Annotated in this window: 6 protein-coding genes; 3 read left to right on the top strand and 3 right to left on the bottom strand. The window is 65.5% G+C overall.

All coding sequences use genetic code 11. The features are described from left to right. Positions 1–399 precede the first annotated feature (399 nt). Genes ACJH7A_RS10190 through ACJH7A_RS10180 form a run of 3 tightly spaced genes read left to right on the top strand, consistent with a single transcriptional unit; the run spans position 400 to position 9,433 of the window. A complete protein-coding gene (locus ACJH7A_RS10190; protein ID WP_165605586.1) occupies positions 400–960 on the top strand; it encodes a site-specific integrase in 561 nt (186 codons plus the stop codon). 47 nt (positions 961–1,007) lie between these two features. Further along, positions 1,008–7,226 (top strand): DEAD/DEAH box helicase, encoded by a 6,219-nt coding sequence (locus tag ACJH7A_RS10185; RefSeq protein ID WP_406801883.1) that lies wholly within the window; start codon positions 1,008–1,010, stop codon positions 7,224–7,226. Further along, on the top strand, positions 7,226–9,433 hold the full coding sequence (locus tag ACJH7A_RS10180; RefSeq protein WP_064860306.1) for a UvrD-helicase domain-containing protein: 2,208 nt from the start codon (positions 7,226–7,228) through the stop codon (positions 9,431–9,433). Before ACJH7A_RS10185 ends, ACJH7A_RS10180 begins: the two co-directional genes overlap by 1 nt. On the opposite strand, the gene ACJH7A_RS10175 is transcribed toward ACJH7A_RS10180, so the two are convergent. From ACJH7A_RS10175 to ACJH7A_RS10165, 3 genes are read right to left on the bottom strand one after another with little or no spacing between them, the layout of a single operon-like run. Next, positions 9,430–10,143, bottom strand: coding sequence for a type 1 glutamine amidotransferase (locus ACJH7A_RS10175; RefSeq protein WP_064860307.1), 714 nt, complete (start codon positions 10,141–10,143; stop codon positions 9,430–9,432). The two genes, ACJH7A_RS10180 and ACJH7A_RS10175, sit on opposite strands and share 4 nt — an antisense overlap. After that, entirely contained in the window at positions 10,140–11,366 is a 1,227-nt protein-coding gene (locus ACJH7A_RS10170; protein ID WP_406801882.1) for a MurT ligase domain-containing protein, read from the bottom strand. Before ACJH7A_RS10170 ends, ACJH7A_RS10175 begins: the two co-directional genes overlap by 4 nt. A gap of 55 nt (positions 11,367–11,421) precedes the next feature. Next, positions 11,422–12,543, bottom strand: coding sequence for an SDR family oxidoreductase (locus tag ACJH7A_RS10165; RefSeq protein ID WP_406801881.1), 1,122 nt, complete (start codon positions 12,541–12,543; stop codon positions 11,422–11,424). Position 12,544: the final 1 nt, after the last annotated feature.

The following is a 12,544-nucleotide window of genomic DNA, read 5'->3' as shown; positions in this document are numbered from 1 at the left end:
GTGAAATGCGTCTCGGGATGAATGAGGCCGACCGAACCTGTTGTTCCGGCTGCGGTTCGGTGGCGCGTCCGTCGATCCCATCGCCCTGCCGCCTGTTGGGGCGTGCAATCGGTCATGACTACTACTCAACCTTCGATCGGTCCGTTGTGGACCTCCGAACTATCCGCCTGGCAGTTGGCACTCCAAGCGATGCGGCAATCGCCCCAGACCATCGAACTTCGGATGTATCATGTGCGGAGACTCGGCAGGGCAGGCCTGTCAGGGTCTCCCTGGACATTGGGCCCAAGTGATCTCCTGGAATGGGCTGGTGGCCATCAGTGGGCACGAGAGACTGCCCGTGCTGTCCGTTCGTCGTTTCGCAGATTTTGGGCTTGGGGGGTCGAGACCGGCCGGACTGACGTGAACCTGGCCGACGTGCTGCCACCGGTTCGTCCCGGCCAGCCGTTGCCACGTCCCGCAGCGCCCGCGGTTGTCGCCGGAGCGATCGGTTCTGCGGACGGCCGGGTGGGTCTGATGCTCCGACTCGCGAATGAATTAGGCATGCGCCGTGGGGAAGTCGCGCAGGTGCGCCCCGAGGACGACCTCGTCCACGACCTCGTTGGATGGTCGCTCGTCGTTCATGGGAAGGGCGCAAAGAACCGCGTGTTGCCGCTGCCGAACGAGTTGGCGGATGTGCTGCGCGCAGCCCCGCCCGGGTACCTCTTTCCGAACCAGACGGGTGGACATTTGTCGCCGCACTGGGTTGGGACCTTGGTCTCCCGGGCTCTCGTAGATGGCACGACGATGCACCAGCTTCGGCATCTGTGCGCAACCGAAATCCACGACGCGACTCATGACCTACGCCTCGTTCAGACGCTCCTCGGCCATGCGTCCGTGGCGACGACCCAGCGCTACATCGCCGTCGACGACTCCAAGGTGCGGGATGCGATTCTCGAGCGGTCTCGCAGATGGCATCCGTGAGGTAAGTCTGTCAATTGCCTGTCAGACGTCAGACGTAGAATCCGGCGATGCGACAGGCGCAATCTGGCACCTCCACCGGCACGGAGGCCTTTGAGCTGCTCCCGATCTCGCAGGCCGCGTCCATCCGGGACAGCTTGCTCGATTACTTGGGAACGACGTTCGCCCTTGCCGATCCAGATGCGCGCTATGCGCTGGACGAATTTCTGCAGCATCCGGAAACCGGGTTGTTCCGGGGGCCGTATGTGCGTCTCCGTCTGCCGTTCCGTCCCGCCGATCCCGGGTGGCGCGACAGTCTGGAGTGGTACGAGGGCTTCACACCCTACGGCCATCAGGCGGCGGCCTTTGAGCGGCTGAGCAGTTTCAACCTCACCGCCGACAAGCCCCGTCCTTTACCGACGTTGGTCACCACGGGTACCGGGTCGGGTAAGACCGAGTCGTTCCTGTATCCGATCCTCGATCACGTTCAGCGCGCCAAACGCCAGGGCATCACCGGGACGAAAGCGATCATCCTGTACCCGATGAACGCGCTGGCCAACGATCAGGCGAGCCGTCTGGCGTCGATTATCGTTTGCAACGAGCCGATCAGCGGCGTCACCGCCGCCCTCTACACCGGTCAGGAAGGTCCCGAACGCTCCAAAGTCAGCGCCGACGGACTGATTGCGAGCCGCGACATCATCCGCGACTGCGCGCCCGACATCCTGCTCACCAATTACAAGATGCTCGACCAGCTACTGCTTCGTCACGCTGACGCAGGCATCTGGCGGCAGAGCGCACACAGCCTGCAGTACCTGGTGCTCGACGAATTCCACACCTATGACGGCGCCCAAGGCACCGACGTGTCAATGCTGTTGCGCCGTCTCGGGTTAACGCTGAAAAGCTACTGGAACGCCGCCGACCAGAGCCTGACCGAGGAAGACTGGAGGCGGCCGCTGGGTCGCATCACACCGATCGCGACGTCGGCGACCTTGGGGGACAAGGGCGATCCACGCACCATGCTGGACTTCGCCGAAACCGTATTCGGCGAGCCGTTCGACCAATCGGCGGTCGTCACCGAGTCGCGGTTCGGCATCGACGAATGGGCGGCGGGTGCACCTCCACCGTGGCCTCCGAATGATGTTGACGCATCGGTGATTAGCGGGGTTGTTCACCGGGTTCGGGCACTTCAGAAGCCGACACCTCCCGCCGCCATTGCGGTTGAAGTCCTGGCAGCGCTGTATGATTCGGCGCCACGTGAGGCGATCGAGGATGCTGACGCTGAAGCGTTGCTCAACTTGGCCAAACAGCATCCGTTGGTCCAAGCGGTCGTTTCGGCGTCGGGCGACGCGATGTCGTTGGCTGACCTCGCGGCGGAGACCGTGAATCCTCGCGAGATCGCGGTGGCCAGGCCGGCCGATGTCGAGGCGTTCTTCGAAGCGGTGCTGGGGATGCTCAGCCACCTCCGTAAGGAGTGCGGCCGCGAAGCGGTTTCGCTAGAGGCACACTTGTGGATCCGTGAGCTGACCCGTGTCGGGCGTGAGGCGGCCGGTTCGCCTCGGCTGATCTGGGAGGACGACGGCATCGTCGCCGACGCCTCGGGCCACGCGCTGCCGACGTTCCCGGCGATCTACTGCCGGCACTGCCACCGCTCCGGCTGGGGCGTGATCCTGGCGCCCACCGGCTGGGAACTGGACTCCAGCGATGACGCGATCCGCACGAAGCACATGAAGGGCGATGAACGGTTCCGACCACTTATCTACGCTCCCGCTGACGGGGACCGCGAACCGGAGGCAGGCGAAGACTCCAACCTGATGTGGTTCGACGTCGACGCGCGGCAACTGGTGTCCGCGTGCGGCGGCGGCGAAGAGTCCGTCGTACTTCCGGTGCTGACCCACAAGGGCGACAACGCGGGAGACCTCTCGAAGAAGGACACCTGCCCGTCGTGTCTTCGTGCGGAGGGGATTCGGTTCCTGGGTTCGGCGATCGCGACCATGCTGTCGGTGTCGCTGTCAGGGCTGTTCGGCACACCAGGATTGGACCCGCGGGAGAAGAAAGCCCTGGTGTTCACCGACAGCGTGCAGGACGCGGCGCACCGGGCCGGATTCGTCCAGGCCCGCTCCCACGCGCTGACTCTGCGCTCGCTGGTGCGCCAGGCGATCGGCGACGACGACATCGACCTCGCGAAACTGGCCGCGCGCGTCGTGGATCTGGCCGGCGATGACCAGAGCAAGCGCTATCGCGTGCTGCCGCCCGAGCTCGCCGCGCGGGAGAAGTTCGAGAAGTTCTGGTCGACGCCGACTCTGCGGCAGGTTCCGCGGCAGGTGCGTGGCTGGGTGGAGAAACGGTTGCTGCTCGACATCGAGCTGGAATTCGGTTTGCGCTCGAATGTCGGTCGCACGCTTGAGCTTTCGGGCAGTGCCGTCGCTGAGCTCGACGCGAACCCCGGCCTGCTGACCCGCTGCGCCCGATCCGCGTGGGAGGCCGCCGCGGGAACGCAGTCGAGCATCATCAACACAACCGACGATCTGCTGCTGCGGTGGGTCGTCGGCGTCATCGAGCGGATGCGCACACGGGGCGCGATCGACCACGAATGGTTCGCCAAGTTCCGGCAGGAGGACGGGAACCGCTGGTGGATCACCGGTGGCCGCAAACGCCAAGAAGGCATGCCCGGCTTCGGCAAAGGAAGCTCCACGCCGGGATTCCCGGTAGCCGGCAAGCGCGGCAGTGGTGATACCGATCTGGAACCGGTGGCCTCCGTCCGAGGCTGGTATGCCGCATGGACCAAGAAGGTGCTCGGCCTGGATACCGCCAACGACGGCGCCACCCTCGCCCGGCTGCTGTTCGAGCAGCTGGCCGATCGCGGCGTCATCGGAACCGTCACCTCCAAGACAGGTGCCACCACCTATCACCTCGATCCGCGCGCGCTGATCGTGCGCGCTGTCGTGCCCGACGAGATGGCGGGCGGCGAAGTGGCGCTGCAGTGCGACGATTGCCACGCGGTCACCGTGGCCGCGCCGGATGCAGTGGCCCGACTGGTCGGCGGCCCTTGCTTTGTCCCGCGCTGCGCTGGTCTCCAGCGTGCCTTTCCGTTGCAGGACAACTTCTATCGCCAGATGTACGAATCGTCCGACATTCAGCGGGTGGTGGCACGCGAGCACACCAGCCTCTTGGAGGACAAGGTTCGGCTGGAGTACGAGAACCAGTTCAAGGCCCGCAATCCCGCGCCCAATGCGCCCAACGTCTTGGTTGCGACACCCACGCTGGAGATGGGTATCGACATCGGCGACCTGTCGGCCGTCATGTTGGCATCGGTGCCCAAGACCGTCGCCAATTACCTGCAGCGGGTGGGCCGCGCCGGCCGCATCACCGGCAATGCGTTCAACCTCGCGTTCGTCACCGCCCGAGGTGACCAGCTACCGAGGTTTTACCGGCCACTGGACATCATCAACGGTGCGGTGCGACCGCCCGCCACTTACCTTGACGCCGAAGAGATTCTGCGCCGCCAGTTCGTAGCGTCGGTCGCCGATCGCCTGGCCCGCGACAAGGACATGCCGCACCCACGCAACACCGTGGAGGCGTTGTCATCCACCGTCGCCGGAACCTACCTCGGGACGCTCATCCACGAGGCCGAGACCAACCCCGCACTCATCGATGCATTCGTCGGCGGGTTCAGCTCCCTTGATCGTGATGTGGTCAAGCGGCTGCGCGAGTGGGCCACGCCCGGTGGCGGCCTCGCGGACCGATGCCATCAAGCATCGTTGGCGTGGTCGAAACGCCTTGAAACACTGGGACATCGGCGCACACAGGTTCAGGGTGTGCTTCCCGCATTGCAAGAAAAGGCGAATTCTGCGGCCGCCACCGAAGACGACCGACGCGAATACCGCACCGCGCTCGCAGCATTGAACCTCACCAACCGTCAGATCAGCGATCTGCGCAGCGAATACTGGATCAGCACGCTGGAAACGTTCGGGTTGTTCCCGAACTACACACTGCTCGACGACTCCGTGACCCTCGCCGTGTCGGTGTCGTGGATGGACCCCGAAACCCAGTCCTACGACGACACCTCCTTCGAACTCTCCCGGGGATCGGCTGCGGCGCTACGCGATTTCGCACCCGGCTCAACGTTTTACGCCAACGGATTCGCGATCGCGATCGACGCCGTCGATCTGGGCGTCGAGGGTGAGGCGATGCGGGCGTGGGCGTGCTGCCCGGACTGCGGATTCATCGACGAGGAAGCCTCGCCCGCGAAGTGTCCACGCTGCGAGGCAACAGGTATCGCCGACGTCGGGCAACGCATCCCTGTGGTGGAGTTGACCGCGGTGTCTTCGGCGATCCGCCGCGAAGAAGCCACCATCGACGACGTGCGCGATGAACGGACCCGCGAGCGCTTCGACATCGTGTTCGCTGCCGACATCGACGGAGCCGGTACGTCCCGCACCTGGTACGCCAACGATGTCGGGTTGGGGGCCAAGCACATTCGTGGCCTGACTTTGCGGTGGCTCAACATCGGCAAGACCCACGCGCCGGGCACGTCGCGGTTCATCTCCGGGGACGAGTGGAACGCGGCCATGTTCCGGCTGTGCTCCGAGTGCGGCAAGCTCGACCTCGCCACCGGCTCGAACTCGCCCCGCGAGCACCGGCCGTGGTGCTCGTTGCGTACGGCTCAGAACGAGAAGACCGTCAGCATCGCGCTGGGCCGCAAGATGGTCACTGAGGGGCTCGTCATGCGACTGCCCATCGAATGGACCGTCGGCGCAGACCCTTTCGCGATCCCGTCCATGACCGCCGCGCTGCTGCTCGGGCTGCAACAACACATCGGCGGCGCGCCCGACCACCTGCAGGTCCAGCCGATCCGCGATCCCGACAGCGGAGCCCGTGCACTCCTGATCCACGACATCGTCCCGGGCGGGACCGGATATCTGGCCGAGCTCGCCAACCCGGAGATTGTGTGGACGATCCTGCGGTTGGCACTCGACGTTGTCGCGGCGTGCCCGTGCCAGGATGACGGCAAGCTGGCCTGCGACAAATGCCTGCTGCCGTTCGCGTCGCTGCATCAGGTGAAGTACACCGACCGTGCGTACGCGGAGAACCGGCTGCGCGAACTGCTCGGCGCCCCCACCACAATGACGTGGAACTTGAAGGAAGAGTGGCCGGACACGAAGTCCCACGAATCGACTCTCGAACTCGAATTCCGTCGGGTACTGGAAGAACGGCTCAAGACTCTCGGCGCCACCATCGAACCGTTCTGGACCGGCTCTGGCATCGCGTGGAATTTCTCGCTGGGAGCCGGACGAGAGTGGACACTTCAGCCGCAGCAGAACATTTCCGGGTGCAAGCCCGACTTCGTGCTTCGGTCCAAAAAGCCCGGCGTGCCGCCGGTCGCGATCTTCACCGACGGATTCGACTTCCACGCCAGCATCACCAATAACCGACTGTGGGACGACGCCGAGAAGCGGCAAAATCTGCGCGGCCAAGGATATTTCGTGATGGCTTTCACTTGGGATGACCTCAAAGAGGCGAAACCGCCGTCGTGGTACTCGGCGCAGACCGTGTCCCCGGTGTTGGCCGCAGCCGGCGACAAGCTGTCAGCGAAAGCGGTGGACCTCATTCCGCGCGGGCCGATGGAATCCCTGTTGGCCTGGATTCAGGCGCCCTCGGCAGACGAGCGTCGAGACCTGGCCCACTGGGTGCCGTTCTTCCTCGTCCCCGACGGTGTCACACAATTGCCAATGCGGTCGGATGCCCACCTGGCGCAGGTGGGTCTTGACGTCCTCGATGGGGGTGCGCCTGCGGCAGGCGATGCCGTCGCCACGGTATGGCGACGCGACCGACTGGCCGTCGTCCTTCGTCACGTCGACCAGGCAACGTTCACATTCGCCACCGCCGTCGTGCTCGACGACGCGGAAGCCGGACCCGACGGCAAGGCCTCCTGGCAGGAATGGCTCTGGCTGTCCAATCTGCTCAGCCTGCGGCAAGCCGAAACCGTCATCACCACGCGTAACCACATGAAGCTCGGGTCGGTTGTGGTGCCAGAGGCGGAAAATGCAGACGGTGCAACAGAAGTCGAGGCCAGGCTGCTGGCGCGGATCGACGAGTTGAAGCTGCCGAAGCCGACCGTCGGCGCCGAGGTGGAAGGAATAATGACCAGCATTGCGTGGCCCGAGTACAAGATCGCTGTGGACTTGGAGCTGTACGACGAGGACCGCACAGATTTGGTCGATCTCGGTTGGCGGCTGGTTGCAGCCGAGGCGTCAGAGATTTCAGCGGTGATCGGAAAGGTGTCCTCGTAATGCCGCAGATCGTTTTCGGTCCCCAACTCGGTGATGTCGACGGCAGTACCCAGAAGGCGGTGTATGCGTTTCTGGCCAAACTCCAAAAGGACGACACCGCACCGGGACTGCACATCGAGCCGATCAACAATTGCATCGACCCGAGAGTACGAACGGGCCGAGTCAACGACTTCTACCGCGCAGTTATGGTCAAGGTCCAGGGCTCTGGCGCCGAGGCACACTACGTCTACCTCGGCACCCTTCCGCACGACGACGCGATCGAGCAGGCGCGCAAGGTCAAGGTGTCGATCAACCCGCGCAATGGAATTGCCGAGCTGATCAAAGCCGACCAGGACGCCGAGGCGGCGGCACCAAAGCCGCCGACGCCCCAGCCGGCGACGACCGAAGTTGTATCCACGGTCGAAAAGTCGTTGCGTGAACGGGAATTCACCGTCGATATGTTCACCGATCTCGGCATCGACGCCGACTTCGCCGAAGGCGTGCTCGACATCACCGACTCTTCAGAACTTCTCGACTATGCAGCCACAGCGTCTGCCAAGTGGCAGGGCGAAGCGCTGCTCGACATCTACACCGGCAAGCCACTGTCGGACGTCCGCGACGCCTACTCGATTCGTGACACGAAGACCGATGACGAATCAGACGACGACCTGCTCGAGGCGTTGAAGCATCCCGCGGCCCAGATGGAGTTCGCGTTCATCAACGGTGACGACGACTCGCTGCGGGACATCCTGGAGAAGAACGACTTTCATGCATGGCGGGTTTACCTGCATCCCGAACAACGGATGTTCGTCGACAAGCGCTACAACAGCTCCGCTCGATTATCCGGTGGCGCCGGAACCGGCAAGACCGTCGTTCTGTTGCATCGAGCCCGTGCGCTGGCCAAGGCGAATCCGTCTGCACGAATCGTGCTGACAACGTTCAACAGAACACTCGCCGATGGATTGCGCGACCAGTTGAAAGTGCTCGACCGTGACCTGCCAATCGCCAATGCGCTGGGGGAGCCCGGTATCTATGTTGGCGGCGTCGATGCGATCGCGCATCGTGTGCTGACGATGGCCGACAGCGCTGCCGTCACATCGGTGCTCGGCCCACGGGGCGCGGATGTTCTGGGTGTCGTCGGTGACGGGGAGTGGGCCAATGCGGCGGCGGGGTCGGACCTGTCGGCAGAGCTTCGTTCGCCGGGTTTCTTGGCGGCCGAGTACGGAATGATCGTGCTGCCCAACCGAATCACCTCGCGTGAGCAGTACTTGAAAGTCCGCCGACCCGGGCGCGGCGTTGCGCTCGACCGCGGCAAACGTGGGCAGGTCTGGGACATCATCGAGGCGTACCGTTCCACCGCAGCCGCCAACGGCGCGACCGACTGGGACGAGCGGGCCGCCATCGCCGCGACCTACCTGGACACGACGGGCCTGCGGTTCGCTGACCACATCCTGGTCGACGAGGCGCAGGACCTCAGCCCGACCCGGCTGATGCTCTTGCGGGCTCTGGTGGCCCCCGGGCCGAATGATCTTTTCCTGGCAGAAGATTCGCATCAACGGATCTACGGGAACCAAGTGGCACTCAAGCGGTTCGGCATCAACATCGTCGGGCGGTCCAAACGACTCACCTTGAACTACCGGACGACTGACCAGAATTTGCGGTACGCGCTCGGGATTCTCAGCGGCGAGCAATTCGTGGACCTGAACGAAGAGGCCGTGTCATCTGATGGCTATCGGTCTGCGCGCAGTGGGCCGAAACCGTTTGTTGTGCAATGTGAATCGCTCAGCGCACTCTATGAGCGGGCAGCGGGCTTCGTGAAGGAGTGGGGCGATGCCGTTGGTCCGGTTGGCCTGCTCGTGTCGACGCGCAACGAAGGTGAGCGACTGCCGCGGGTGCTGGCCGAATACGGCGCCGAGGTGCGGTTCGTCGACCGCGACGGCCAGGCCGCGTCTGGGAAAGCTGCTGTGATGACCATGCACCGCTCGAAGGGCATGGAGTTCTCCCGGGTGATTCTGGTTGGAGTAGGGAGGGACAGTCTGCCGTCGGAGTACCGGCTGAAGTCACTTCCTGAAGCTGAACGCGCAGATGCACTTCGGCGTGAGCGGTCGCTGCTATACGTCGCAGCCACTCGCGCGCGAGATGTGTTGGTGGTCTTGCACACTGGGGCTCCGAGTGAGCTACTGCCGGATACCGGTGCGCCATCGGCTAACCTGCGCGGCAGGGATTAAGCGCGACGGGGCGCGGCGAGGCGCTCGCGGCGGAGCAGGTCGACCTCGGGCAGGTCCAGGGGCGGCAGGTCGCCGACGACCTGAGCCAGCAGGTAGTCGGCCAGCTCGGGGTTGCGGGCCAGGCACGGGCCGTGCAGATAGGTCGCTACGACGCTGCCCTGCACGACACCGTCGTAGCCGGAGCCGGCGCGATTGCCGGCGCCCTTCTCGACGCGTGCCAGCGGCTGGGCCAGAGGGCCCAGATCGGTTCCGCCGCGGTGGTTTTCGAAGCCCGTCAGCTTCTGGGTCAGGCCCGCGATCACCGGAACCGACGTCACTTCGCCGATGGTGCGCTCGGGCTGGGGTGAGGTCGTGACGTCGAGCAGTCCGACGCCGTCGACGCGCTCGCCCGACGAGGTCTCGTACCAGTGCCCGAGGACCTGGATGGCGGCGCAGATGGCCAGCACGGGAGCGCCGCGTTCGGCGGCGCGTTGCAGGCCCGGGTACTGCAGCAGGTGCCGGGTGGCGAGTCGCTGGGCGTAGTCCTCGGCGCCGCCGAGGGTGTAGAGGTCCATCGAATCGGGCACCGGGTCGTTCAGGGTGATCTCGACGATCTCGGCATCAATTCCCCTGATCTGCAAGCGCTGTCGCAGGACGACGGCGTTGCCACCGTCGCCGTAGGTGCCCATGACGTCGGGCAGCACCAGACCGATGCGTACGGGCGTGCTCATGCCAGCTCCCGGCTCAGCTGCAGGAACGCCGTGTAGTTCGCGATGACCTCGACGTGCCCGGGCGGGCAGGACTTGATGGCGGCCAGCGTGTCGTGCACCAGCGTGTGGTCGACGCCCGCGTAACCCAGGCGCACCGCAAGATCGGTGCCGCGTTCGCCGGCCGACACGATGGGCGCCGGGAAGTCGACGAAGTGCTCGAAGTTCACGTCCCACAGCCAGGACAGGTCTTCGCCGTCGGGCACCTGGCCGTTCACCGAAATGACCGCTCCGGCAACGTCACTGGAGACCATCGACAGCGCCTCCTGCCAGCCGGCGGGGTTCTTGGCCAGCAGCATGCGCACGGTGTGCTCGCCGACCTGCAGGGTCCGGTAGCGGCCGGCGACCTCGTCGACCGTCGACACCGCCGCCACCGCCGCGGCGGGCGACGCGCCCAGCGCCACCGCCGCGGCGACTGCCTGCGTCGCGTTGCCGCGGTTCACCGTGCCGGGCAGGGCCAGCGTCATGGGTGCGGTAAAGCCTTCGGGCCCATAGATGTTCGTCTCGTCGTACCACCACTGCGGAGCCGGCCGGGAGAAATCGGTACCGGTCGAATGCCAGTGCCCGTTCTCGCGGACGATCACCTCACCGCTGCGCGGACAGCTCACCGAATCGCCGGACCAGCCGCCACCGGCGGCGACCCAGACGACATTGGGGCTGTCGTACGCCGCCGAGGTCACCAGAACGTCGTCACAGTTGGCCACGACAACGGCCTTGGGGTGACGGGCCAGTCCGGCACGCAACGTCCGTTCGATGTGGTTGATCTCGCCGACACGGTCCAGCTGGTCACGAGACAGGTTGAGCAACACGATCACCGACGGATCCACCGCGTCGGAGACATGCGGCACGTGCATCTCGTCGACCTCGAGCGCGGCCAGCGTCGCCTTGCGCGATCCGGCCAGCGCGGCAATCAGCCCGGCGTCCATGTTGGCGCCCTCGCTGTTGGACGCCACCGGCCCGAGGGTCGCCAGCGCCGCCGCCGTCATCCGCGTCGTCGTCGACTTGCCGTTGGTCCCGGTGACGACGACGGAGCGCCGCCCGGAGCCGAGCTGTCCGAGGATCGACGGGTCCAGCTTCATGGCGACGAGCCCGCCGATCATGGCGCCGGCACCGCGGCCCGTCACGCGCGACGCCCACCGGGCGGCGGCGCCCGCGCCCAGCGCGACGCGTCCTCGTGCGGTGATCATCCCCGGAAGTCTAGGAGGGGCGCCCCGAATGTGACGACACGTGTGAGGGTGCCCACTACGGCAGCCGGATGCTCGGCCGCTTGCGCACGATGCCGTCGTCGAGCATCTGCTGGAAGTGGTCGGTGACGGTCTGCTCGATGGGTCGATACACCAATCCGAGCTCGCTCTGGCTGCGACTGGCGTCGAAGACGAGGGGGTAGCCCACGTTGGTGTCGACGAACTCGCGCGTCAGCCCGATGACCGGCGCTACGGCCTTGACCGCGAGCTTGGGCACGTTGAGCCACGGGAACGGATACAGGACGCCGAACTTGGCGCGCAGGATCTGGCCGATCTCCAGCAGGCTCAGCGAGGCGGCGTTGACCAGGTAACGGTCGTGCGCCTCGGGTGTGTAGCCGGCGCGTACGTGGGCGTCGGCGACGTCGCGCACATCCACGATGCCCGAGGTCAGCTCCGGCGCACCGGTCAGCATGGTGCCGTCGGCGAACTGCTTCATGGTGGCCAGGCTGGCCGAGTCGCTGGCGCTCGTCAGGGACGGGCCGAGCACCAGGCCCGGATGGATGGTCACCAGGTCCCAGCGGTCCTGCGCCTTCTGGTAGCGCCAGGCCTCCTGCTCGGCCACGGTCTTCGAATACGAATACGGCTGATGGTCGACGCTGCTGGTGGTGTTCCACTGGTCCTCGGTGAACACGCCGCCGGGGACGTCGCGCGATTCGCGGGCGTCGCCGTAGATCGCCACCACGCTGCTGGTCAGCACCACGCGCTTGACGCTCTCGGTGCGGTTCACCGAGTCGAGGACGTTGCGGGTGCCTTCCAGCGCGGGGCGCACCAGCGATTCCTGCGCGTCGGTGACACCTTGGAGCAGGAACGGCGACGCGGTGTGCATTACGAGCTCACAGCCGGCCATGGCCTCGTCGAAGCTGCCGACGTCGAGCAGGTCGGCCTTGAAGAGTTTGAGCTTGCCCGGGTGGTCGGCCGACAGTTTGTGGAGGTGCTCCAGGCCGGTCGGCTTCTGCGGATTGCGCACCGTCCCGTGCACGGTGTGCCCCGCCTCGAGCAGGTAACGGACGATCCAGCTGCCGATATACCCGCTGGCGCCCGTGACGAGGACGGGGGCGTCGGGGTCGATCGTGGTCATGCCCGTGACGATAGCGGCGAGCACCTCGTCGAGGGCGGTCATC

The sequence above is a fragment of the Mycobacterium sp. SMC-17 genome (assembly GCF_045310915.1).
Lineage (GTDB): Bacteria > Actinomycetota > Actinomycetes > Mycobacteriales > Mycobacteriaceae > Mycobacterium.
Note: the sequence above shows the minus strand (reverse complement) of the source record. Positions and strands in the feature narration are given on the sequence as shown.

Coding starts and splice junctions, on each gene's coding strand:
- ACJH7A_RS10165 (WP_406801881.1), bottom strand. CDS start 12,543: ATGACCGCCCTCGACGAGGTGCTCGCCGCTATCGTCACGGGCATGACC.
- ACJH7A_RS10185 (WP_406801883.1), top strand. CDS start 1,008: ATGCGACAGGCGCAATCTGGCACCTCCACCGGCACGGAGGCCTTTGAG.
- ACJH7A_RS10170 (WP_406801882.1), bottom strand. CDS start 11,366: ATGATCACCGCACGAGGACGCGTCGCGCTGGGCGCGGGCGCCGCCGCC.
- ACJH7A_RS10180 (WP_064860306.1), top strand. CDS start 7,226: ATGCCGCAGATCGTTTTCGGTCCCCAACTCGGTGATGTCGACGGCAGT.
- ACJH7A_RS10175 (WP_064860307.1), bottom strand. CDS start 10,143: ATGAGCACGCCCGTACGCATCGGTCTGGTGCTGCCCGACGTCATGGGC.